8 protein-coding genes are annotated in these 25,396 nt (G+C 72.7%); 2 read left to right on the top strand and 6 right to left on the bottom strand.

The genetic code is table 11. The features are described 5' to 3' along the window. Window positions 1–5: 5 nt before the first annotated feature. Genes AC0699_RS15775 through AC0699_RS15760 form a run of 4 tightly spaced genes read right to left on the bottom strand, consistent with a single transcriptional unit; the run spans window position 6 to window position 19,879 of the window. Entirely contained in the window at window positions 6–1,271 is a 1,266-nt protein-coding gene (locus AC0699_RS15775; RefSeq protein WP_478660173.1) for an MFS transporter, read from the bottom strand. Beyond that, a complete protein-coding gene (locus tag AC0699_RS15770) occupies window positions 1,268–14,725 on the bottom strand; it encodes a non-ribosomal peptide synthetase (protein ID WP_478660171.1) in 13,458 nt (4,485 codons plus the stop codon). Before AC0699_RS15770 ends, AC0699_RS15775 begins: the two co-directional genes overlap by 4 nt. Continuing rightward, a complete protein-coding gene (locus AC0699_RS15765; RefSeq protein ID WP_478660169.1) occupies window positions 14,722–19,641 on the bottom strand; it encodes an amino acid adenylation domain-containing protein in 4,920 nt (1,639 codons plus the stop codon). Before AC0699_RS15765 ends, AC0699_RS15770 begins: the two co-directional genes overlap by 4 nt. Before the next feature lie 19 nt (window positions 19,642–19,660). Next, window positions 19,661–19,879: an MbtH family protein gene (locus AC0699_RS15760; RefSeq protein WP_478660167.1), complete on the bottom strand. Its 219-nt coding sequence runs from the start codon at window positions 19,877–19,879 to the stop codon at window positions 19,661–19,663. 373 nt (window positions 19,880–20,252) lie between these two features. Between AC0699_RS15760 and AC0699_RS15755 the strand changes: the two genes are divergently transcribed. Together AC0699_RS15755 and AC0699_RS15750 are read left to right on the top strand one after the other, a co-directional pair. Continuing rightward, window positions 20,253–20,834, top strand: a complete 582-nt coding sequence (locus AC0699_RS15755; protein WP_478660165.1) for an LOG family protein — start codon at window positions 20,253–20,255, stop codon at window positions 20,832–20,834. 114 nt (window positions 20,835–20,948) lie between these two features. Beyond that, the gene (locus tag AC0699_RS15750; RefSeq protein WP_478660163.1) at window positions 20,949–22,553 is read left to right on the top strand and encodes a tryptophan halogenase family protein; all 1,605 of its coding nucleotides are present in this window, start codon (window positions 20,949–20,951) and stop codon (window positions 22,551–22,553) included. 183 nt (window positions 22,554–22,736) lie between these two features. Here the strand turns inward: AC0699_RS15750 and AC0699_RS15745 are convergent, their stop codons facing one another. Continuing rightward, on the bottom strand, window positions 22,737–24,182 hold the full coding sequence (locus AC0699_RS15745) for an aldehyde dehydrogenase family protein (RefSeq protein ID WP_478660162.1): 1,446 nt from the start codon (window positions 24,180–24,182) through the stop codon (window positions 22,737–22,739). A gap of 129 nt (window positions 24,183–24,311) precedes the next feature. Then, entirely contained in the window at window positions 24,312–25,289 is a 978-nt protein-coding gene (locus tag AC0699_RS15740; protein WP_478660160.1) for an EamA family transporter, read from the bottom strand. Window positions 25,290–25,396: the final 107 nt, after the last annotated feature.

Raw genomic sequence — 25,396 nt, 5'->3', positions numbered from 1 at the left:
GCTGCTCAGGAGAGCTTCAGACGGCGTACGGACGGACTCGCCGCCGCGGTCAGAGCCAGCAGACACATCGCCCCGCCCAGGCCCAGGACCGACCAGCGCGCCCCGAAGTGGTCGAGCAGGAAGCCCCCGCCCAGAGCGCCGATGGGCACCGTGCCGTACGCCACGAGCGTCGCCACGCTCAGCAGCCGGCCCTGCATCCCGTCCGGCGTGACCTTCTGCTGGTACACCGCCGCCGCCACGTTCCACAGCGCACCCGCGTAGCCCATGCCCGCGAACAGCACGCCGAGGACCACCGTGTCGCGTACGTAGGCGACTTGGGGCATCAGCAGCGCCCACGCCGCGTTGCAGCCGATGACCACGGCGGGCAGCGACAGCCTGCGCATCCACCAGGAGGCGGTAACCGCCCCGAGGGTGCCTCCGACCCCCGACAGGGCGAAGATCACTCCGATCGTGAAGCCGACCTCCCCGTCGGAGCCACCGCCCTCCCGCACGATGTACTGCAGGGCCAGGCTGAGCCCGGCGAACAGCATGTTGGTGCCCGCGATCAGTCCCGCGAGGACCCGTACGAAGGGCTGCCGCCAGGCCCACGCGAGGCCCTCCTTGAGCTCGGCGAAGAAGCCCTTGAGCCCGCCGGACGGCTTGGCTTCGCGCTCTTCCTGGAACGTGGTCCTGATCGCCAGCAACGTGCACAGCGACACCACGCTGGAGACGACCGTGCACACGAAGGGGGCCCAGCGGACCAGTCCGAACAGCAGGCTGCCGACCGGCTGCCCGAGCAGGCCCGCGGCGCGCTCGCGGGCCTCGTTCCGCGACAGCGCCGCGGACAGGTCCTCGGCCCGCACCACATGGCGTACGGCGGCCCGCTCCGAGATCCGGTAGAGGATCGTCAGGCTGGACTCGACGAAGGCCACGGCCGACACGTGTGCCAGCCAGAAGTGCCCGGTGAACAGCGCGGCGACCAGCGAGCCGATCGCCACCAGCCGGCCGATGTCGCAAGCGATCATCAGACGGCGCCGGTCCAGCCGGTCCACCAGCCCCCCGGCGACGAGCTGGAGGACGTACGGCAGGTTGGCGCAGAAGGCCACCACACCCGCGTCACGGGCCGAACCGGTATAGGCCAGCACCAGCATCGGATAGGCGATGACGCTGATCCGCGAGCCGATGAAGGAGATGCCCGCACCGGTCCAGAGCAACCGGAAATCCCGGTTCCCGCGCAGCGCCGGCGGCTGCGGGCGCTGCGCGGGTTCCTGCGTGGCCGTCTGGCCGCTCACCCTTCCATCACTTCCCGGACCAGCTCCGCGAGCCTGGCGGCGGCGGGCGCCCCGAGGACGTCCTCGTGGCTGCCCGGCACCCGCGTCACCCGCAGTCCGCCGCCCGCCAGTTCGCCCCAGCGGGCCAGGTACTTCTCGTACGGGTGTCCGCAGGAGACCGAGTGGGTCCCCGCCGCGCACTCGTCGGTCACCACCACGTGGACCGGCGAGACGGTCGGCGGATAGCGGTACTCGCCCGTCGCCCTGGTCAGCGCCCGCCACGTCTCCAGATGCCCGGCGAGGTCCGCGAGGGCCTCCTCGTCCAGCTGTCCGGGAAGCACCCGCGCCGCGTCCGGCGCCGGCTCCAGGTCGGCGAGCGGGTCGATCAGCAGCAGCCGCGGCACGGCCACCCCCCGCTCCGCCAGCAGCCGGGCCATCTCCCAGGCGAGCGTCGCCCCGGAGGACCAGCCCAGCAGCGTGAGCGGTCCCCCGGGCCGCACGGCGAGCAGTTCGGCGACGTAGCGCGCCGCCATCTCCCCTACGGTGCCTGTCCGGCGGCACTCGAAGGCCGCGACCGGCCGCTCGCCCTCCAGCGCCTCGGCCAACGGCAGGAACCAGTGCGCGCTGCCGCCCTCGGTGTGGGGCACGACCAACGGCATGCCTTCGGTAGTGGCGTTGAGCCACACCAGGGAGCGGTCCCCCTCGGCCGCGGGGGCCGTCTCCAGCCGTGCCGCGAGAGCCGCGACTGTACGGCACTCCAGGATGTCCGTCGGGGTGATCGAGAAGCCCTTCTTCCTGGCCAGCGCGACGATCCGCAGCATCAGCAGCGAGTGGCCGCCCAGGTCGTGGAAGTCATGCTCCACTCCGACCTCGGGCACTCCCAGCGCCGTCGCCCAGATCTCGGCCAGTTCCCGCTCGGCCGCGGTGCGCGGGGCGACGACCTCCCGCGCCGGACCGGCCTCGTCCGGCACGACCAACGCCTTGCGGTCGACCTTGCCGTTCTGGTTGAGCGGCACCTTCTCCAGGGCGACGAACACCGACGGGACCATGTACGCGGGCAGCCTGCGGGCGCAGTGCGCCGCGAGCTCCACCGCTTCGGGAAGCTCGCCGGCGACCGGCACGCACCAGGCCACCAGGGTGTCCCGGTGGACGCCGACGATCACGTCCCGGACCATCTCGTGGGCGGCGAGCACGGACTGGACCTCACCCGGTTCGATGCGGTAGCCGCGAATCTTGATCTGGTCGTCGGCCCGGCCCAGGAAGTCGACGTTGCCGTCCGGCAGCACCCGGCCGATGTCCCCGGTCCGGTAGAGCCGGGACCCGGGCGGACCGAACGGGTCGGGCACGAAGGACGTCGCCGTACGGGCCGGCAGCCCGGCGTACCCGCGGGCGAGCCCGTCGCCGCCGATGTAGATCTCGCCGTTGGCGCCCACGGGCAGCGGCTGCATGAACCGGTCCAGCACGTACATCGTGGTGTTGGGGACCGGGAGCCCGATCGGCACCACCTCGCCCGCACGTGGTCCGTCGATGTCGTACGTGCTGTTGGCGACCGAGATCTCCGTCGGCCCGTACTCGTTGAGCAGCAACGGTCCGGCGCCCTCGCCGACCAGGTCGTACCAGCGGTCGACGATCCGGCCGGGGAACGAATCCGCTCCCACGGCCAGCAGCGCCGCGAGCGAGCGAGCGGTGTCCGCGTCCAGCTGGTGGGCGAGCAGGTCGAGATGGCCCGGCGTCATCTTGATGAAGCTGAACGGGCCCGCCTGGGACAGGAGCCGGCCCAGATCCTCCATCGCGAAGCCCTCGGGCAGCAGTGTGACCGGCTCACCCTTCATCAGCGGCGCGTAGATGTTCGGCACCACCATGTCGAAGGCGATGGACGAGAACAGCGGGGCGCCGCCCGTGCCGTGAGCGCCGTACCCCTCAACGGCCCACCACAGGTAGGTGGCCAGACCCCGGTGCGGGATCTGCACGCCCTTGGGGCGGCCGGTGGAGCCGGACGTGTAGATGATGTAGGCCAGCGTCTCCGGGTCCGTCGGACGCCCGTCCGACGGAGCCGTGGAGGGTCTGCCCGCGCCGGCGGCGACCAGCGTCCGTCCGGTGAACCCCGCCGTGACGGCGGTGTGCTTCTGCTCGGTGAGCACCACCCGTGCACCCGAGTCGGCCAGCATGTAGCCGATCCGGTCGGCGGGCAGCGCCGGGTCCAGCGGCACGTACGCGCCGCCGGCCTTCCAGATGCCGAGGAACGCGGCGATGAGCTCCGGGCCCCGGTCGAGCAGCACGCCGACCGTGGATTCCGGGCCGACGCCCAGCTCCCGCAGGTGGTGTGCGATGCGGTTGGCCCACTCGTCCAGGTCGCGGAAGGACAATCGGTCCTCGCCACCCGAGGCGATCACGGCGATCGCGTCGGGGGACGTGCGGGCCCGCTCCTCGATCACCTCGTGGACGCAGCCGTCCGGGCGCTGGGCGGTGCGGCTGTTCCACTCCACCAGCTGCCGCTCGCGCTCACCGGCGGGCAGGTACGTGGCGCCCGCGTCCCCCTCGGGGTCGGCGGCCATGGCCTCCAGGACCGCACGGTACATCCCCCCGATCCGCTCGGCGTTGGCGCGGCTCAGGGCGGCGGTGTCGGTGGACAGGACGATGTGTGCGTCGGCCGTGGTGACGGTGAGCGCGGACTCGTTCGTGGACTCGCCGGTGATCTCGGCCATGTCCACCAGGCCCGTCTCCAGCTCCTGGAAGTCCAGGTAGTTGAAGAGCACGTCGATCATCCGGCCGCCGCCCAGGGCGCGCTGGATGGCGGGGAGCGGGTGCCGGCGGTGCGGCCACAGGTCGACCTCGCGGGCGAAGACCTGACCGACCAGCTCCGTCCACGTCCGCGCAGTGCGGTCGAAGGGGAAGGGCACCGAGTTCAGGTACATGCCGTAGACGCGCTCGGCGCCTGCGGACTCGGGCCGCGCGTCGCACACCAGGCCGCCGAAGAACGCTTCTTCGTCGGTGAGTTGGCTCATCACCTTCAGGTGCGCCGCGTGGAGCACGCTCTTGATCGACGCCCGCGCACCCGCGGCGAGGCTCCGCAGCCGCTCCTCCAGGTCCCGGTAGGCCACCCTCACCCGGAACGGGGTGTCCGGGCCGGCCTCCTCGCCCCAGCCGGCAGGCAGGGCGAGCTTGGGTAGGCCGGCCGCCGTCCGCTCCCAGTAGGCGCGGTCCTCTCCGTCCGCGAGCGACTCCTGTTCGGCCGCCACGAAGTCGGCGAAGCGGACGGCGGGGCGCTCGTACGGCAGGGGATCCAGGCCGTCGCGCAGCCGCTCGTACACGCCGATCAGCTCGGTGAGCAAAGAGTGGTGGCTCCAGCCCTCCAGGATGGCGTGGCAGTGGGTGGCGGTCAGCCACCAGTCGCCGTCGCCGCCGATGTGGACGGCCAGCCGCAGCAGCGGAGCCTTCGCCAGCTCGAACAGTTCCCGCCGCTCACGGGCCGTGAACTCCCGCACGGCGGCGACCCGGTCCGCCTCCGTGAGGCCGCGCAGGTCCTCCACGGTGACGGGCAGGACAGCGCTCTTGTGGACCAGTTGGAGCGGCACGGTGTACGCGTACAGGTCGATCGATGTCCGCAGCACGTCGTGCCGGGCCGTGAGGATCCGCGCGGCCTCCCGCAGGGCGTCCTCCGAGAAGGGCCTGCCGTCCCGGATCCGGAAGGAGCTGACGTTGTGGTAGTTCCGTTCGCCGCCCTCGCCCGAGAGCATCTCGACGAGCATGCCGAGCTGGATCTGGGACAGGGGGTAGGCGTCGGCGAGATCGCCGGGCAGCGCCGCCCGGTCCTCGGCGGGGACCAGGGCGAACGGCTCGGTGAACCGCTCGGCTCCGGCGGTTTCCGTCCGCCCCTCCAGGGAGGCCGCGAGACCGGCGACCGTGCGGTGCGCGAACACGTCCTGCACGGAGACGTCGAAGCCCTCCCGGCGCAGGGCGCCGACCAGCGAGACGGCCTTGATCGAGTCGCCGCCGAGGTCGAAGAAACCGTCCTCGGCCCCGACCCGCTCCAGACCGAGCACGTCGCCCCAGACTGCGGCGATCCGCTCCTCGGTGGCCGAGCGCGGAGTGATGTACTCCTCGTCCGCGGGGCCCCAGGACGGGGCGGGCAGCTGCGCCCGGTCGACCTTGCCGTTGGCGGTCAGCGGGATCCGGTCCAGCGTGACGGTCGCCGCGGGCAGCATGTACGAGGGCAGCCGCTCGGAGAGGTGCTCGCGCAGCTCGGCCGCGGCCGGGGCGGCTCCGGGGGCCGCCACCACATATCCGATCAGCTCCTTGCCGCCGCCCTCGGCCGCGCGGGCGACCACCACGGCCTGCCGGATCCGCGGGTGTGCGGTGAGCGCCGCCTCGATCTCGCCGGGCTCGATGCGGTAGCCGCGGACCTTGACCTGGTCGTCGGTGCGGCCCAGGAAGTCGACGCCGCCGTCAGGCAGTACCCGGGCCAGGTCGCCGGTGCGGTAGAGGCGCGAGCCCGGCGCACCGTACGGGTTGGGCGCGAAACGCTCGGCCGTCAGGCCTGGGCGGCCCAGGTAGCCGCGGGCCAGGCCGTCGCCGCCGATGTACAGCTCTCCGATGACGCCCGCCGGCACCGGCTCCATGAACCGGTCCAGCACGTGCAGCGTGGTGTTCGGGAGGGGCCGGCCGATGGGCAGTTGCTCACCGGTCTCGGAGCCGTCGGCGAAGTGCACCGCGTTGCCTACGGTGGCCTCGGTCGGCCCGTACTCGTTGACCAGCTTCACCGGGCGGCCACCGCGGCACAGCCGCCGCCAGCGGGAGGCGAGGGCCGTCGGGAAGGCCTCGCCGCCCACGACCGTCATCCCGGCGATCTCGGCCGCCTGGCGCGGGCCGAGCTGCTGCGTCAGCACGTCGAGCAGCGCGGGCGCCGCCTTGATGAAGCTGAACGGCCCGTTCTCCAGGAGCAGCAGACCCAGGTCCTCCACGGGGTAGTCCGCGGGGAACACCGTGACGGCCTGGCCCGTCATGAGCGGCGCCCACAGGATGGGGACGACCATGTCGAAGGCGGTGGAGGACAGCAGCGGGGCACCGCCGGTACCGCAGGCGGCGTACTCCTCGACCGCCCAGCACAGGTAGTTGGCCAGTCCCCGGTGGGTGATCTGGACGCCCTTGGGGCGCCCGGTGGAACCGGAGGTGTAGATGACGTACGCGATCAGGTCGGGGTCGGCGGCCCGCTCGGGCGCCGTGGCCGGCCGGGCCGCGACTGCCTCCGCGTCCCGGCCGAGCACGACGGTCCGCACATCGCGGGCCGCCACCCCGTCCTGGCGGTCGGTGATCACCACGGACGATCCGGAGTCGGTCAGCATGTAGCCGATCCGCTCGTCCGGCAGGGCCGGGTCCAGCGGGAGGTACGCGCCGCCCGCCTTCCACACGGCGAGGAACGACACCAGCAGTTCGGGCCCGCGTGCCAGGAGCACACCGACCGTCGAGTCCGGTCCGACTCCGAGCCCGCGCAGGTGGTGTGCGAGACGGTTGGCCCGTTCGTCCAGCTCCCGGTAGGAGAGCCGCGCGTCGCCCTCGGTGCCGATGACGGCGACGGCGTCGGGCGTCCGACGGGCCTGCCGCTCGATCGCCTCGACGACGGTGCCCTCCGGGCGGGTGACGGTCGCGCCGGCGGAGTGCGCCGACAGCAGCTCGTGCTCCGCCGCCGGCAGGTACGCCGCCGTGGCGTCGCCCTCCGGGTCGGTGGCCATGGCTTCCAGGACCAGGCGGTACATCCGGGCGATCCGCTCGGCATTGGCCCGGCTCAGGGTGCGGGTGGAGGTGGCGAGCGTGAAGCTGCCACCGGCCGTGGTGACCGCCAGGCCGAACTCCGTGCCGCCCTCGGCGAGGGCCTCGGTGGTGTCCACCAGCTCCGTCTCGAAGGCGTGGAAGTCCAGGTACGTGAAGTGGACGTCCACCAGGTGGGTCGTGCCCAGGGCCCGCTGGATGGCGGGCAGCGGGTGCCGGCGGTGCGGCCACAGCTCGATCTCACGGGCGAAGACCTGCTGCGCGAGCTCCGACCAGGTGTGGGCGGTGCGGTCGAACGCGAACGGGACGGTGTTGAGGTACATGCCGTAGACGCGGTCGGCGCCGAGTGCCTCTGGCCGGGCGTCGCACGCCAGACCCGTGAAGAAGCCGTCCTCCTCGGTGATCATGCTCATCACCTTCAGGTGGGCCGCGTGCAGCACGCTCTTGAACGAGGTGCGGGACCGGGCCGCAAGCGCCCGGAGCTCCTCCTCCAGGTCGCGGTAGGGCACCTCGACGCGGAACGGCGTGCCGGGCCCGTCGGAGTCCGCGCCTTCGCCCCACCCCTCGGGCAGGGTGAACTTGGGCCGGCCTGCCATGGCGCCCTTCCAGTACGCCCGGTCCTCATCGGAGAGCAACGACTTCTGCTCGGCCGCGATGAAGTCGGCGTAGCGGACCTCGGGACGCTCGTACGCCCCGGGCTCCGCGCCGTCGCGCAGCCGGCCGTACGCGCCGACCAGCTCGGTCAGCAGCCCGTGGTGGCTCCAGCCGTCCAGCACGGCGTGGCACTCGGCGACCGTCAGCCACCAGTTGTCGTCACCGGTGATGTGGACGGTCAGCCGCAGCAGCGGGGCCGTGTCGATGTCGATCGGCGACCGCCGTTCCTGCGCGGTGGACTCGGCGACGGCCGCGGTGACGGCGGCCTCGGACCATCCACGCAGATCGTGCACGGTCAGCGGGATCTCCGCAGTCGGGTGCACCAGCTGGAGCGGCACCGAGTAGGTCGTCAGGTCCAGCGAGGTGCGCACGATCTCGTGGCGTTCGGCGACGAGCCGCGCGGCCCCGCGCAGGGCGTCCGCCGAGAACGGGACCCCGTCGCGGATCCGGAGGGCCTCGACGTTGTGGTACACCCCCTCGCCTTCGCCGGTCAGCATCTCGACGACCATGCCGAGCTGGACCTGTGAGAGCGGATAGGCGTCGGTCAGCCCGGCCGGCAGCACCGCCCGGTCCGCCGGGGGCACCAGCGCGAACGGTTCGGTGGGCGCCTCGGGTTCGGCCGGGGCGGGCCGGCCGGTCAGGTGGGCGCTGAGCCCGGCGACCGTACGGTGCGCGAACACGTCGCGCGCCGAAACGTCGTAGCCGGCCGCGCGCAACGAGCCGACCAGCCCGATCGCCTTGATCGAGTCGCCGCCGAGATCGAAGAAGCCGTCCTCGGCCCCGACCCGCTCCACGCCGAGCAGCTCGGACCAGATCGCGGCGATGCGCTGCTCGTCGGCCGTCCGCGGGGCCACGTAGGCGCGCTCGGCGGGCCGGGCGGTGGGAGCGGGCAGCGCCCGGCGGTCCACCTTGCCCGCGGTGTTCAGCGGCAGGGCGTCCAGCTCCACGTACACGCCCGGGACCATGTAGGCGGGCAGGACCAGCCCGAGCCGCTGTGGGAGCGCCTCGGTGCTGCCGACGACGTAGGCGACGAGCGTACGGTCGCCGTCGCCCTCGTCGTGAGCGACGACCGCCGCGTCCCGTACCTGGTCCAGCGCGATCAGCTGGGACTCGATCTCGCCCAGTTCGATCCGGTGGCCGCGCACCTTGACCTGGTGGTCGGTGCGGCCCAGGAACTCCAGGTCGCCGTCCGGGCGGACCCGGACCAGGTCGCCGGTGCGGTAGAGCCGTTCGCCACCGGCCGCGGGGTGCGAGACGAACCGCTCAGCCGTCAGGTCCGGGCGGCCGAGGTAGCCGCGCGCCACACCGGCCCCGCCGATGGCGAGCTCGCCGACGACGCCGACGGGCACCCGCCGACCGCGGGCGTCGAGCACGTACACGCTCGTGTTGGCGATCGGCCGGCCGATCAGGACGTCGACGACGTCCCGGGGGACCTCCCAGGCCAGCGACCAGATGGTCGTCTCGGTCGGGCCGTACACGTTGACCAGGCGGTGCACCCTGGCGCGCAGGTCGCGGGCGAGCGACGCGGGCAGCGCCTCGCCGCCCGCGAGGGCGGTCACACCCCGCTCGTCGAAACCGGCCTCCAGGAGCATCTTCCAGCCTGAGGGGGTGGCTTGGACATGGCTCACGCGCTGGCCGCGGATGAGGGCCAGCAGCGCCTCGCCGTCCTTCGTCTCACTGTCGCCGGCCAGCACGACACGGGCGCCGGCGGTCAGCGGCAGGAACAGCTCCAGCCCCGAGATGTCGAAGGAGAGCGAGGTGGAGGCCAGCCAGGTTTCGGCGCCGACCAGCCCGTCCATCGCGGCGAGCAGGTTCGTCAGCGCACCGTGCGTGACGGCGACGCCCTTGGGACGGCCCGTGGAGCCCGACGTGTAGAGGACGTACGCCAGCCGGTTGGGGTCGGACGGCTCCGGCGCGAGCGCCGGTCCGGCGAGGGCGTCGGACAGCAGCACCGGCTGCGCCACCCGGCCCGCGTGCGCCGGCTCGGTGACGACCATGAGCGCACCGGCGTCGGCGAGGGCGTAGCCGATCCGCTCGTCCGGCAGGGACGGGTCGAGCGGGAGGTAGGCGGCGCCCGCCTTCCAGATGCCCAGCAGCACCGCGAGCAGATCCGGCGTGCGGGAGAGCAGGACGCCCACCACCGACTCCGGGCCCGCCCCGAGGCCGCGCAGGTGCCCGGCGACCCGGTCCGACCGCTCGTCCAGCTCCCGGTACGTCAGGGACGTGCCGGCGCCGGTGACCGCGACGGTCTCGGGTCGCAGCCGGGCCTGCACGCGCACCAGTTCGTGCGCGCCGGAGTCGTGGCGCTCGGCCGCCGTTTCGTTGAGCGTGTCGAGCAGCTCGCGTTCGCCGTCGAGGAGCGGCACCTGCGAGGCGTCGCCGTCCGGGTCGTCCAGCATGAGCTGCAGGACGGTGCGGTACAGCGCCGTCAGCCGGTCCGCGTTCGCCTTGCTGATCACGTGCGTGTTGACGGTGATCGAGAAGTGCTTCGCCTGGGTGGTGACCCGCAGCGAGAACTCGTTGGGGCTGATGTCGATCGTCTTGATGTAGTCGACCAGCTCGGTGTCGACCACGTGGAAGTCGATGAAGTTGAAGTAGACGTCGATCAGCCGCTCGCCGCCCGCCGCCCGCTGAATCGCCGGGATGGGGTGGCGCCGGTGCGGCCAGATCTCGATCTCCTGGGCGAAGACCTGCTGGACCAGCTCCGTCCACGTCCGCGCGCTGCGGTCGAAGGGGAACGGCACGGTGTTGAGGTACATGCCGTGGACGCGGTCGGCGCCCTGCGCCTCGGGCCGGGTGTCGCAGACCAGGCCCGAGAAGAACTCCTCCTCCTCGGTGATCATGCTCATCACCTTGAGGTGGACCGCGTGCAGCACGCTCTTGAGGGACACGCGTGCCTGTGCGGCGAACGCCTTGATCTCGTCGAGCACGTCGTAGAACGGGACGCCGGTGCGGTAGGTCTCGCGGGGCGCGGTCAGCTCCCCGTGCCAACCGGCGGGCAGTCGCAGCGCCGGCCGCCCGGAGACGATGCCCGACCAGTACTCCCGGTCCTCCTGCGAGGACAGCGACTTCTGCTCGGCGGCGATGAAGTCGGCGTACCGGACCGCCGGTTGCTCCACCGGCTCGGGCTGCTCGCCCTCGCGCAGCGTGCGGAAGAGGTGCAGCACCTCCATGAGCAACTGGTGGTAGCTCCAGCCCTCCAGGACCGGGTGGCACTCGGTGATCGAGAACCACCAGGTGCGGTCGTCGGTGAGGTGCGCGGTGAGGCGCAGCAGCGACGGCTTGGTGAGGTCGAACATCCGCTCGCGCTCCTCGGCCATCCACTGCCGGATCGCCGGGTCCTGCTCCTCCTCCGGGAGTCCGCGCAGGTCGTGGACGGCGGAGGGGACGTGGGCCGTGGCGTGCACCAGCTGGATCGGCTGCGAGTAGGCGGAGAGTTCGAAGGAGGTACGGAGGTTCTCGTGGCGCTCGGCGACGATCTGCGCGGCCCGGTGGAACGCGTCGGACGAGAACGCGGCATCGTCGGTGATCTTCATGGTGGTGACGTTGTGGTAGTTCCGCTCGCCGTTGTCGGCGAGCATCTCGACCACCATGCCCAGCTGCACACCCGACATCGGATACGCGTCGACGATGCCCTCCGGCAGCCGGGCCCGGTCACGCTCGGAGATCAGCGAGAACGGCTCGACCGGCGGCTCCTCGCCCACCAGGGCGGGCTGCCCGGACAGATGTGCGCACAGCGCCGCCACCGTCCGGAACTCGAAGATGTCACGGACCGCGACGTCGAACCCGGCCGCGCGCAGCGCACCGGTCAGCGCCACCGCGCGCACCGAGTCGCCGCCGAGGTCGAAGAAGCCGTCCTCGACACCCAGCTGCTCCAGGCCCAGCACATCGCGCCAGACGGCCGCCACGCGCTCCTCGTCCGCGGTGCGCGGTGCGACGAAGCGGGTGCCGACCGCGAGGGCGGAGCCGCCGGGCGCGGGCAGGGCGCGCTTGTCGAGCTTGCCGTTGACGGTCAGCGGCAGCCGCTCCAGGGCGACGAAGGCGGCGGGGACCATGTACGGAGGCAGGGTGCGACCGAGCTGGCCACGCAGGTGCGACGGATCCACGTCACGACCGTCGGCCGGGATGACGTACGCCACGAGGCGCTTGTCGCCGGGGGTGTCCTCGCGGACGACCACCACGCCGTCCTGGACACCGTCCGCGGCGATCAGCTGGTTCTCGATCTCGCCCAGCTCGATCCGGTAGCCGCGGATCTTGACCTGGTCGTCGATGCGGCCGACGAACTCCAACCGCCCGTCGGCCATCCGGCGCGCCGTGTCACCACTGCGGTACATGCGCGAGCCGGGCGGGCCGAACGGGTCCGGCACGAAGCGCTGCGCGGTCAGGTCCGGCCGGCCGAGGTAGCCGCGGGCCACACCCGGACCGGCCACGTGGATCTCGCCGGGCACGCCGGTGGGGGCCAGGTTGCCGTCCTGGTCGAGCAAGTAGATCCGCAGATCGCTCAGTGGTGCGCCGATCCGGTTGCCCGCCTCCGGGGCGAGGTCCGCCTCGGTGACCCGGTGGAAGGTCGAGTGCACCGTGGTCTCGGTGATGCCGTACATGTTCAGCAGCGCCGGCGGCTCCAGCCCCAGCCGGTCGGTCCACGGCCGCAGCTCGGGCGTCTCCAGCTTCTCGCCCGCGAACACGACCGCACGCAGCGCGAGCCGCTCCAGACGAGGATCGCCCTCGCCGGCCGCGGCGACCAGCGAACGGAACGCGGTCGGCGTCTGGTTGAGCACGGTCACCTGGTGCTCGACGAGCAGGTCCAGGAAGTCCTCCGGGGAGCGGGCGGTTTCGAAGGGCACCACGACGAGCTTGCCGCCGTACAGCAGGCACCCCCACATCTCCCACACGGAAACGTCGAAGGCGTAGGAGTGGAACAGCGGCCACACGTCGGTCTCCGCGAACCCGTAGTGCCGCTCGGCGGAGGCGAGCAGCCGGGCCACGTTGGCGTGACTGAGGACGACGCCCTTGGGGCGGCCGGTCGAGCCCGACGTGTAGATCGTGTAGATCAGGTTGTCGGGCGTGGCGAGCGGCTCCGGATCGCCCTCGGGGAAGACGCTCAGCTCCTCGCGGTCCAGGACGACCACCGTGCCCTCGTGGACCGCGGCGATCTTCTCCTCGTGGACGTCCTGGGTGAGGACGATCCGCGCGGAGGCGTCCTCGAGGACGAAGCCCAGCCGGTCGGCCGGTGCGGCCGGGTCGAGCGGCAGGTAGCCCGCACCGGACTTGAGGATGCCGAGGAGGGCGGGCACCAGGTGGGCCCCGCGCTCCAGGCAGAGCCCGACCAGGGCCTCGGGACCCGCGCCCAGGGCGCGCAACCGGTGCGCGATGCGGTTGGCGCGAGCGTTGAGCTCGGCGTAGGTCAGCTCGACGCCCTCGGCGACCACGGCGACCGCGTCCGGAGTGCGGCGGACCCGCGCTTCGAACAATTCGTGCACGGTGCGGTCGACACCGTGGTCGAAGAGGTCGCCGCGGACGACCGGTCCCGCGGGGGTCAGGGCCGCGGCCTCGGTCTCGTCGAGGACCTCCAGCGCGGAGAGGCGTGCTCCCGGCGACTCGGCCACCGAACACAGCAACCGGGCGAAGTGGCGGCCGAAACGCTCCACGGTCGGGGCGTCGAAGAGGGCTGTCGGGTAGAGGAACTCGCCGTCCAGCGAGCCGTCCGGACGCTCGGTCATCAGCAGGGTCAGGTCGAACCGGGACGACTTGACGCTGATGGGGAACTCGCTCATGGTCAGGCCGGGCAGCGTGGCCTCGAAGGAGCCGCTGCTGCGCAGCCCGAGCATCACCTGGAACAGCGGGCTGCGCGACAGGTCGCGCTCCGGCGCCACCTCCTTGACCAGGTGCTCGAACGGCACCTCCTGGTGGACCAGGGCGTCGGAGACCGTCTCCCGCACGGTGGCGAGCAGGTCACGGAAGACGGGGTCGCCCTCCCATCTGCTGCGCAGCACCAGCGTGTTGACGAAGAAGCCCACGAGGTTGGCGACCTCGGGGCGGCCGCGGCCCGCGACGGGCGAGCCGACGCTGATGTCGCGCTCGCCCGTGTAGCGGTGCAGCAGCACGTTGAACGCCGCGAGCAGTACGGCGTAGAGGGTCGCGTCCTGCTCCCGGCCGATCTGCCGCAGCTTCCCCGCGAGCTCCGCGTCCACCCGGAAGGGCAGCATCTCTCCGGACCAGTCCCGGTGCGCCGGGCGCGGCCGGTCGGTGGGCAGCTCCAGCGGGGCCACGCCTGTCAGCCGCTCGCGCCAGTGCGCCAGCGCGTCCTGGTAGCTGCGGCGCTCGGTGAGGGTGCCGCGCTCCCAGGCCGCGTAGTCGGCGTACTGGACGGCCAGCGGAGGCAGCGGGGAGGGACGGCCCTCGATCCGGGCCTGGTAGAGGCTGCGCAGCTCGCGCAGCAGCACGTCGATGGACCAGCCGTCGAGCGCGATGTGGTGGCAGGCGACGACCAGCACGTGGTCGTCGTCGGCCAGCTTCACCAGCCGCAGCCGGGCCGGCCAGTCGCGCTCCAGCGTGAACGGTCGAAGGGTCTCCTCGACCGCGAACGCGTGGGCCCTGGCCTCGCGGTCGGACTCGGGCACATCCGTGAGGTCGACCAGCTCGTAGTCGCCGGGGCCGGCCGGGTCGATGAGCTGAACGGGCTCGCCGCCGACCGTGCCGTACCGGGTGCGCAGCACCTCGTGCCGCTCCAGCACCTCGACCCAGGCAAGGCGCCACGCCTCCTCGTCCAGGGCGCCGCGCATGCGCAGCGCCAGCGGCACCAGGTACTCGGTGGTGTCCGGGTCGAGCCGGTCGAGAAGCCACAGCCGGCGCTGCCCGTACGACAGCTGCAGCGGCTTGTCGCGGTCGGCGCGCGGTATCCCGTTGCGGCGGCCGCGGCCACCGCCCGCCAGGCGCCGGCGCAGCAACTCCTCGCGGAGCGCGGCGACGTCCGCGGTGGCGCCGCCGGCCGGCTCCACGGCCCCTCCGCCGGCCGCCCCGGTTCCGGCAGGCGGGTTGGTCTGACCGGTGCTCATGACTCGTACCCCTTCAGCTGTGTCGCGTCCGCCACCAGTTCGGCGTCGGACATGGCGGCGATGTCGGCTCTGATCTGCTCCTCGACGGCGGCCGCCTGTTCGGCGACGGTCGGCCCCTGGAACACCGCGCGGACGGGCAGGTCCACGTCGAACTCGTCCTGGATGCGGGAGATGAGCCGGACCGCCAGGAGGGAATTGCCTCCCACCTGGAAGAAATTGGCGTGGATGCCGGCGTCGACGCCGAGCAGCGCCGTCCAGATCTCGTTGATCCGGGTCTCCACCGGATCGCGCGGGGCCTGGTGACCCGCGGCGACGACGGAGGACAGGTCGGGGGCGGGCAGGGCGCGCCGGTCGACCTTCCCGTTGCGGTTGAGCGGCACCGTGTCGATCGCCATGAACACCAGCGGCACCATGTAGTCCGGCAGCCGCTGCGCGCAGTGCGCGGCGAGCGCAGCGGCGGCCAGCGGCCCGCCCTCGGCCGGCACGCAGTACGCGACCAGGCGCTTGTCCCCCGCGGCGGACTCGTCGACGACGACGACCGCCTCCCGGACTCCCGGGTGCGCGACGAGGACCGCGGCGATCTCGCCGGTCTCGATGCGGTAGCCGCGGATCTTGACCTGTCCGTCGATGCGGCCGAGGAAGTCGACCGCGCCATCGGGCAGGAGCCGGGCCAGGTCACCGGTGCGGTAGAGCCGGGAGCCCGGCTCGCCGTACGGGTTGGGCACGAAGCGCTCCGCCGTCAGGGCCGGGCGGTCCACGTACCCGTGGGCCAGCCCCGCCCCGGCGACGTACAGCTCACCGGTGACGCCCACCGGCAGCTGGCGCAACTCCGCGTCCAGCACATGCGTGGTGACACCGGGCAGCGGGCGGCCGATCGGCACGATCTCACCGTGCTGTTCGCCGGTCACCGGATGGATGGTGGAGCCGACGGACGCCTCGGTCGGCCCGTACTCGTTGATCAGCCGTCCGTCGCCCAGGATCCCCCGCCAGTGCTCCGCGAGCCGCGTCGGAAGGCCCTCGCCCGCGACGACCAGCACGGAGGCCAGCGACGCGGCCTGCTCGGTGCTGAGCTGGTGGGTGAGGAGCTCCAGGTGGCCCGGCGTGAGCTTGATGAAGCTGAACGGCCCGGTCTCGGCCAGGGTCCGGCCAAGGTCGGTCACCGGCAGGTCGCGGGGCAGCAGGTGCACGGTCTGCCCGCACAGCAGTGGCGCGTAGAGGTTCGGCACCACCAGGTCGAAGGCGGTCGACGAGAACACCGGCGCGCCCGTCGAGCCGTGCGAGGCCAAGTCCCGCACCGCCCAGCGCAGATGCCCGGCCAGGCCGCGGTGCGGCACCTGGACACCCTTGGGACGCCCCGTCGAACCGGACGTGTAGATCACGTACGCGGTGGCGTCCGGGTCGGCCGTCACGTCCGGCGGCGCCGCGTCCTCCTCCGCCTCCTCGTGCGCGAGGACCAGCGGCCCCTGCCACACCTCACCGAGCACGGCCGCGAACGACGGCTCCGACACCACCGCCGCGGCCCCGGAGTCGGTGAGCATGTACGCGATCCGGTCGGACGGGAACTCCGGGTCGACCGGCACATAGGCCGCCCCCGCCTTCCAAGTGCCGAGGAACGCGGCGAGCACGTCGGGGCCGCGCCCCAGCAGCACGCCCACCGCGTCGCCCGGTCCGACCCCGAGAACCGACAGTCTGCGCGCGTAGCGTGCGGCCTGCTCGTCCAGCTCGCGATAGGTCGTGCGAAGCGCCCCGAAGGACACCGCGACCGCGTCGGGCGTCGCCGCCGCCTGTTCCTCGAACATGCGCAGGGTGTGGGAGACCGGCCAGTCGGCGTCGGTGACGTTCCACCGGGCCAGCTGTGCGCGCTCGGCCTGCGAGAGCAGCTCCAGCTCCCCGGTGCGGTGCTGCGGGTCGGCCCCGGCCTGGGCGAGGATGCGCACGAAGTGCTCGGCGAGCCGCTCCACGGTCGGCGCGTCGAACAGAGCCGTCGCGTATTCCAGGCCACCGGTGTACGAGCCGTCCTCGCGGCGCCGCAGGAACAGCGTCAGGTCGGTCTTGGCGACCCCCCAGGCCTCCCGCACGACCTCCGCCTCGGTACCGCCGGACAGCCCGCCGGTCAGCTCCTCGTCGTGCAGGTCGAACGCCGCCTGGTAGAGCGGTGTGCGCGACAGGTCGCGCTCCTGCTCCAGTGCCTGCACCACCCGCTCGAACGGGACGTCCTGGTGCGCGAAGGCGAACAGGCTCGCCGCCCGGGTGCGCGCCACGGCCTCGGCGAAGGTCTCCTGCGGACCGCCCTCGGCCCGCAGCACCAGGGAGTTGAGGAAGAAGCCCGCCACCTCGGCGGTCTCGGGACGCAGCCGTCCCGCCACCGGCGTGCCGATCGCCAGGTCCCACTGGCCCGAGTGCCGGGCGAGCAGCACGGAATACGCGGCCGCCAGCGTCATGAACGGGGTCGCGCCCTGCTCCCGGCCCGCGGCCAGCACCACGGTGGCCACCTCCGCGGGCACCGTGAAGGTGACCACGGCGCCCCGGCCGTCGCGCAGCGCGGGCCTCGGCCGGTCGGTCGGCAGCTGGAGCGGTTGGCAGCCGTCGAGTGCCGAGCGCCACGCGGCGAGGCCGGCGGCGAGCCGCTCATCGGTCAGCTCGCGACGCTGCCACACGGCGTGGTCGGCGTACTGGAGCGCCGGAGCGGGCAGTTCCTCACCCGCGTACAGGGCCCGGAAATCACGCTCCAGCACGACGGCCGACCAGCCGTCGCACGCCACGTGGTGCAGGGTCAGCAGCAGGACATCGCCGTCTTCGCCGCGGATCAGCAGCGCCCGCCACACCGGCCCCTCGGTCAGGTCGAAGCCCCGGCCGATCTCGGCCCGTGCCTCGGCCGCCAGATCATCGGTCGCCGCCTCGCGCAGCTCGCAGACGGCCTCTGCGGCGATCACCTGCCGCGGCTCGCCGCCGACCGCCGGGTAGCGGGTGCGCAGGATCTCGTGCCGGGCGGCGAGCGCCCGCAACGCGTCGCGGACGGCACCGAGGTCGGCCCGCCCGGGCAGCCGGACGAAGAGCGGCACGGTGAACTCGGCGCTTCCCGGCGACAGTCGGTCCAGGAACCACAGGCGCTCCTGGCCGAACGACAGCGGCAGCTCGCCCGTGCGGTCCGTCGGCGTGACCGGCGGCAGTGCGGTGCCTGCCGTGTCCAGCAGGCGTGCCTGCGCCTCGACCGTGGACGCGCCGTACAGGTCCTGGATGCGGATCGAGGCGGCACCGCCGGGCTCGGCGCCCAGCCGCTCGGCGAGCCGGACCAGCAGCAGCGAGTAGCCGCCGAGCTGGAAGAAGTCGTCGTGGGCGCCGACCCGTTCGAGGCCGAGCAGCTCGGCCCACACGCGCGCGACCGTCTCCTCGGCCGACGTGCGCGGGGCGACGTACGAGCCACCGTCCGCGTCGAACACCGGGGCCGGCAGCGCCGAGCGGTCGATCTTGCCGCTGGCGAGCAGCGGGAACGTGTCCACCGGCACGAAGACGGAGGGGACGAAGGGCGCCGGCAGCCGGTCGCGCAGATAGCTGCGCAGCTCCGCCGGGCCGGGGGTGCCGCGCACATGCGCGGCGAGCCGGACCGTGCCGTCCGAGCCGCGGACGGTCGAGACGACCGCACCCGACACCTCGGGGTGGGTGGTCAGGGCCGCCTCGACCTCGCCCGGCTCGATGCGCACCCCGTCGACCTTGACCTGCTGGTCCAGGCGGCCCAGGTACTCCAGTTGGCCGTCCTCGCGCCAGCGCACGCGGTCGCCGGTGCGGTACAGACGGCTCCCCGGCTCACCGTACGGGTCGGGGACGAAGCGCTCCGCGGTCTGGGCCGGGCGCCCGAGGTAGCCACGGGCGACGCCGGCCCCACCGATGTACAGCTCACCGGGTACACCGAACGGAGCCGGGTCCCCGGAGGCGTCCAGCACCAGCAGCCGCACGTTGTCGACGGGGCGGCCGATGGGCACCTGCCCCGCGCCGTACGCCGGGTCGTGGTGGCCGGCGGACGCCTCGACGGTGCACTCGGTCGGGCCGTAGGCGTTCCACACCTCGGCCTTCACCCGCTCCAGCAGCTCGGCGTGGAGCGGCTCGCCGCCGCACAGCAGCAGCCGCACCGAGTCGCAGGCCGCCCAGGCCGGCTCCTCGACCAGCAGCCGCAGCACGGACGGGACCAGTTGCAGGATGGTCACCCCGTGCTCGGCGACCGCGCCCGCGATTACCTTCGGGTCGCGCTCGGCGCCGGGCGGCGCCATCACGAGCGTGGCGCCCGAAGCCAGCGGGGCGAAGAACTCCCACACCGCCGCGTCGAAGCTGACCGGCGTGCGCTGCAGCACGCGGTCACCCTCGCCGATCCCGTGCAGGCGGATCTTCCAGTCGATGTGGTTGGCGATGCCCGCCTGCGTGACGACGACGCCTTTGGGCTCCCCGGTGGAGCCCGAGGTGAACAGCACGTACGCCGCGTGGGCGCCGTCGCCCGCCGGCGCGGGCCCGTCCTGCGACGGCGGGGCGGCCGGGCCCGCGAGGACCTCGGAGACGAGGAGCGGGCGCGCCCCGGTGCCGGCGAGCGTCGCGGCCGCCGCTGCGTCCGTGACCACGACGGAGGCGCCGGTGTCGGACAGCAGGCGACGCACACGGTCAGCCGGGTGGGTCGTGTCCAGCGGTACGTAGGCGGCTCCGGCCTTCCAGAGGCCGAGGAGCGCGACCACGAGGTCGAGTCCCCGGGGCAGCAGGACACCCACGAGCTGCTCCGGGCCGATGCCCTGGGTACGCAGGTGGCCGGCCAGCAGGCCGGCGCGCTCTTCCAGTTCTGCGTACGTGAGGTGCCGCTGACCGTCGATCACGGCGACGGCGCTCGGCGACTGGGCCGCCCGAAGCGCAATACGGTGGTGGAGAAGGGGACTCAACGCTGCTCCTCTAGCTGGGTCAGGAAGCGGTCTGCTCGGCCATCCGGCGGCGCAGGCTCAGGGGTCGCATGTCGGTCCACACCTCGGCGATGTGGGCCAGGCACGCCTCGTGCGTCCCCTCGAAGCCCTCGGGACGCCAGCCGGCCGGCAGCTCCCTGTCGGCCCACCAGAGCGAGTACTGCTCCTCGTCGTTGAGCACGACCCGGTGGGTGGTGACTGCGTCGTTCACTGCGCTCATCGGCGCTCCTCGTCGGCTGAGTCGGGTGTTTGGCACGGCTGCGCAAGGGGCACAGCCGTACCCGAAGGAATATTCGGCCGCCCCCTATACCCCGCCTATACGGCGTGAATGACGCGTCTCCGGATCGACCGGGACGGGGGCGAAGTTCCGCGTCCCCGGGCGCGGTCCCGCTGGGACCGAAGCTGTTTCCCCGCGCCCGCCCGGCCTGGTCCCCCCCCCGTGGTGGAGAAGCCGACTGGTTCGTCCGGCACCGCAGCGGAGGCCTCGATGCTGGTCGCTGCCGGGGTATGGGGCCGGTATAGGCCCCGCGGGCAGGGTCCCGCTCCGACACGCGGCCCCACCCGGGCCGACCGCCGGAGCAGTGGAGAGGTACATGTCCCACACCGTGCAACCCCCTCAGCGCGTCGCCGTGTTCTGCGGGGCCAGACCGGGCCATGCCGCCCACCACACCGAGCTCGCATACGCCTTCGGCACGGCGCTGGGCGCCCGCGGCCTGGGGTTGGTCTACGGCGCCGGCGGTGTCGGCGTCATGGGCGCCGTCGCCGACGGGGCCCTTGCCGCCGGGGCGCCCGTCACCGGCGTGATCCCGCACGACCTGCATGAACGCGAGCGCCCCGACCAGGCGCGCGGCGAGATCTTCGTGGTCCGCAGCATGCACGAGCGCAAGGCGCGGATGTACCGGCTCGCCGAGGGCTTCGCCGTCCTGCCCGGCGGTTACGGCACCCTGGACGAACTCATGGAGGTCGCCACCTGGAACCAGCTCGGCTTCCACGACAAGCCGATCGTCCTGGTCAATGCGCGGGGCTTCTTCGACCCTCTGCTCGCCCTGCTCGACCACCTCGTCGCCGAGGGCTTCATGTCGGCCCGCGACCGCTCTCTGATCCAGGCGAGTACGGACATCGAGGAATGCCTCGACCTGCTGAACCTGCGCAGCCCCGCGGTGGCCGCCGGCTGACGGACCCGCGCCGCCCGGGCCAGGTGGGGGCGGCCGGACCGCTTATAGGAGGGGTATAGAGCGCGGCCCCACGATACGGACCGGTCGCCCGCCCGCCGCCAGGAGTGCCCCCGCATGAACAGCTGTCCCATCCGCAGAGTCCTCGTCGTCGGAGGCGGTACGGAGGGCTGGATGACGGCTGCCTATCTGCGCCGGGCCCTGGAGGGCACCGTCGAGGTCACGGTGCTGGAGGATCCGGGCTCCGCGCTGCGTGTCCCCATCGGCGAGGGGACCCAGCCCCATCTGCACCAGCTCTTCTTCGACGTGCTCGGCGTCCACGAGGACGAGTGGATGCGCGAGTGCGGAGCGGGCTTCAAAATGGCGATACGGTTCGTCAACTGGCGTACCGAGGGCCCCGTGCAGGGCGAACCGCGCCTCCTGCCCGGAGGCGGCAGCGACCACTTCTACCATTCGTCCGGCCTGCTGCCCCACTGCGAAGGGCTCCCGCTCTCCCACTACTGGTACAGGAACAAGAACGCCGGCCTGACCGACGAGCCCTTCGACTACGCCTGCTACCGCGAACCACCGCTGATGGACGCGCGCCGCGCCCCGCGCTGGCCCGACGGGCGTCTGGCCACCCGCTACGCCTGGCACGTCGAGAGCGCCCGGCTGGCCGGCTATCTGCGCCGGCTGGCCACCGCGGCGGGCGTACGGCTGGTCGAGGGCCGGCCTGCTGGGGCCGAGCGGGACGAACGGGGCCTGCTGACCTCCGTCCACACGGCCTGCGGCCGCCGGCTGGAGGCCGATCTGTTCATCGACTGCTCGGGCTCCGCCGCCGCGCTGCTGGACGGGGTGCTGGGCGAGACCTTCCTGTCGCTGCGGGACGAGCTTCTCTGTGATCGGGTGGTCGTCGCCTGCGTACCCCACGACGACCGGCCCGACAACGTCGACCCGTACACCTCGGCGATCGCCCTCGAGTCGGGCTGGGCCTGGAAGGTCCCGCTGCGCGGCCGCTTCTCGACCGGGCACGTCCACCACAGCGCCCTGACGAGCACCGACGAGGCCGTGCAGGAGCTGTGCCGCTTGTGGGGTCTGGATCCCCAAAAGACCGACTTCGACATCGTTCCGCTGCGCACGGGCCGCGCCGGGCGCGCCTGGGTGGGCAACGTGGTGGCCGTCGGCCGGGCGTACGGCTCCCTCGGCCCGCTCCAGTCGACCGGCAGCCACTTCCTGCTGTCCGCGCTGCACCGGCTGGTGACCCACTGGCCCGACCGCGGATTCGAGCCGGTGCTGGCCGACGAGTACAACCTCTCCACCGAGGCGGTCTTCGAGGAGTCACGGGACTTCGTGCAGGCTCACTTCGTGCACGCACCGCGCAGGGACACACCGTACTGGCGCGCGGCGGGATCCCGCCCGCTCCCCGCGGGCCTGCGCCGCAAGACCGCCCTCTACCGGGCGGGACTCACCGTCAACCCGTGGCTGACCGACGAGGCCGCGTACTACGGCGCGTACGGGAACGCCGAGGCCGAACTGGGCAACATCTGGACCAACGGCGACTACTACAGCGTCCTGACCGGCCTGGGCACCGAGCCGGCGGCCCCGCTGCCGGCCCTGTACCACCGCCCGGACACGGTCACGGCCGCGGAACAGCTCTTCACGATGATCAAGCGCCAGCAGCGCACCCTCCTGGAAACCCTCCCGAGCGCGTACGACACCCTTCGGCGGCTCCACGGCGGATAGCCGGACGACGGCCGCGGCAGCCGACGCACGGCCCACCCGCCCCTCAACACCCCTCGGTGGACCAAGGCACGGGAGTCAGCCGAGACGCAACGCTTCTCCCAGGTCAGAGCGAGGATGCAAGAAGACGGCCGGAGCCCCCGCACAGTGGGCTCCGGCCGTCGGTCGGTGGCGTGCCAGTGGCGACTAGAGGGCCAGGCCGGTGAGGACCAGCACCCGCTCGTACGTGTAGTCGTCCATCGCGTACTTCACGCCCTCGCGGCCCACACCGGACTGCTTGGCGCCGCCGTACGGCATCTGGTCGGCGCGGTAGGACGGGACGTCGCCGACGACCACGCCGCCGACCTCGAGCGCGCGGTGGGCGCGGAAGGCGGTCTGCAGGTCGCGGGTGAACACACCCGCCTGGAGGCCGTACTTGGACGAGTTGACCGCGGCGAAGGCCTCGGCCTCGCCGTCCACGCTCTGCACGGTGAGGACCGGTCCGAAGACCTCCTCGCAGGCGAGGGTGGTGTTCGCGGGCACGCCGGTGAGGACGGTCGGCGCGTAGGAGGCGCCGTCGCGCTTGCCGCCGGTGAGCAGCTGGGCGCCGGCCCCGACGGCCTCGTCGACCCAGGACTCGACACGCTTGGCGGCGTCCTCGTTGACCAGCGGGCCGACGTCGGTGGCGGAGTCGGACGGGTCGCCGGTGACCTGGGCCTCGACGGCTGCGACGATCTTCGGCAGCAGCCGGTCGTACACGGAGGCGTCGGCGATCACGCGCTGCACGGAGATGCAGGACTGGCCGCCCTGGTAGTTGGAGAAGGTGGCGATACGGGTCGCCGCCCAGTCCAGGTCCTCCTCGGAGGCGAAGTCGGCGAGGACGACGGCCGCACCGTTGCCACCGAGCTCCAGGGTGCAGTGCTTGCGCGGCACCGAGTCCATGATCGCGTAGCCGACCTTGTCGGAGCCGGTGAACGAGATGACCGGGAGACGCTCGTCCTGGACGAGGGCGGGCATCTTGTCGTTCGGCACCGGCAGCACGGACCAGGAGCCGGCGGGCAGCTCGGTCTCGGCGAGCAGCTCACCGATGATCAGGCCGGACAGCGGAGTGGCGGGCGCCGGCTTGAGGATGATCGGCGCGCCGACGGCGATGGCCGGGGCGATCTTGTGGGCGCACAGGTTCAGCGGGAAGTTGAACGGTGCGATACCGAGGACGACGCCCTTCGGGAAGCAGCGGGTGAGGGCGAGACGGCCCTGGCCGCCGGCATCGGTGTCGAGGCGCTGGGCCTCGCCGCCGTTGAAGCGACGGGCCTCCTCGGCCGCGAAGCGGAACACGGAGACGGCACGGCCGACCTCGCCGCGGGCCCACTTGACGGGCTTGCCGTTCTCGGCGGAGATCAGCTGGGCGATCTCCTCGGTGCGCTCGACGAGACGCCTGGAGACGTGGTCGAGGGCCGCGGCGCGGACGTGGGCCGGGGTCGCCGCGAACTCGTCCACGACGGCGTGCGCGGCGGCCACGGCCTCCTCGACCTGAGCGTCGGTCGGGACGGCGACCGTGCCGACGAGACGGCCGTCCCAGGGGGAGGTCACGTCGAAGGTCGTCTCACCGGTGGCCTGGCGGCCGGCGAGCCAGAAGGCGTGGCTGGAAGTCATGTGCGGGTCCGGCCCTTCCGAAGTAGTGGGTTTCCTCTCTTCACACGGTAGGGCGGTGGACCGGAATCGTGATTTGTCCGCGCTGGAGTGGTTGGCGGGGCGGTCCTGCCGCTTTGGCGAGTGCGCAGGTCAGCGGCGGCGTTCCGTGCTGACGATGAGGCACACGCCCGCCACGACGACGGCGCCGCCGAGGGCGATCGGCCAGGTCAGCCGCTCGTTCAGGACCAGCGCGCCGAGGAGTACGGCGACGACCGGGTTGACGTAGGCGTACGTGGCGACGAGCGAGAGCGGCGCGGACTGCAGCAGCCAGGCGTACGCCGTGAACGCGATGAGCGAACCGAAGAGGACGAGATAGGCGAGGGCGGTCCAGGACCGGGCGGACACATCGGCGAGCACGAAGCCGTGCTGCTCGCCCCGGCCGAGGCCGACGAGCAGACAGCCGATGCCGCCGGCGACCATTTCGTACGCGCTCGCGGCGAACGGGTTGGCCGGCATGGGGATGCGCGAGGACGAGAAGGAGCCCACCGACCACATGAGGGTCGCGGCGATCACGGTGAGGACGCCCCACAGCTGTACGGCGCCGCTCAGGCCGGGAAGGGTCAGCACGGCCAGCCCGGCGAGACCGAGCAGGACGCCGCCGTACGCGCCGGCGCCCGGCCGTTCGCCGAAGGCCCTGCGCAGCACGACGACCCAGGCCGGGACGACGGCGATCAGCAGCGCGGCGAGTCCGGAGGGCACGGCGGTCTCGGCGAGGACGACGAGCCCGTTGCCGCCGAGGAGGAGCAGCAGGCCGACGACGGCTGCGGAGGCGAGCTGGGCGCGGGTGGCCCTGAGCGCCGACGGCCCCTGGCGCCAGGCGATGATCGCGGCGAGGAGCAGTCCCGCGGTGATGAAGCGGGCGCCTGCGGAAAGGAACGGCGGCATCGTCTCGACGACGATGCGGATCCCGAGATACGTCGACCCCCAGACGACGTACACGATGGCGAGCGCGGCCCATACGGCTCCGGATATCCGGCGGCCGGGCGCGGTGCCTGCGGCGGGTGTGTCGGCGGTGGTTTCGGCATAGGCAGCCGCGGTGGCGCCGGTGCGGGCATCGGGTTGCGTCATCGGTCCTTCTCGTCCTCGTCCGTGTGGACGGCAGCGTCATGGTGCACGGGCGGCGTCTTTGTGGGCAGGGGCGGGTGCCTCCCCGCCGTGCTGATCACGAGGCAGGA

This window comes from Streptomyces sp. NPDC043870 (assembly GCF_056435785.1).
The sequence above is the reverse complement of the archived record's forward strand: the minus strand, read 5'-3'. Positions and strand labels throughout refer to the sequence as shown.

Bases quoted from the DNA above. Each gene is read 5' to 3' on its own strand.
- AC0699_RS15770 (WP_478660171.1), bottom strand. From the start codon at position 14,725: ATGAGCACCGGTCAGACCAACCCGCCTGCCGGAACCGGGGCGGCCGGC.
- AC0699_RS15760 (WP_478660167.1), bottom strand. From the start codon at position 19,879: ATGAGCGCAGTGAACGACGCAGTCACCACCCACCGGGTCGTGCTCAAC.
- AC0699_RS15755 (WP_478660165.1), top strand. From the start codon at position 20,253: ATGTCCCACACCGTGCAACCCCCTCAGCGCGTCGCCGTGTTCTGCGGG.
- AC0699_RS15750 (WP_478660163.1), top strand. From the start codon at position 20,949: ATGAACAGCTGTCCCATCCGCAGAGTCCTCGTCGTCGGAGGCGGTACG.
- AC0699_RS15745 (WP_478660162.1), bottom strand. From the start codon at position 24,182: ATGACTTCCAGCCACGCCTTCTGGCTCGCCGGCCGCCAGGCCACCGGT.
- AC0699_RS15740 (WP_478660160.1), bottom strand. From the start codon at position 25,289: ATGACGCAACCCGATGCCCGCACCGGCGCCACCGCGGCTGCCTATGCC.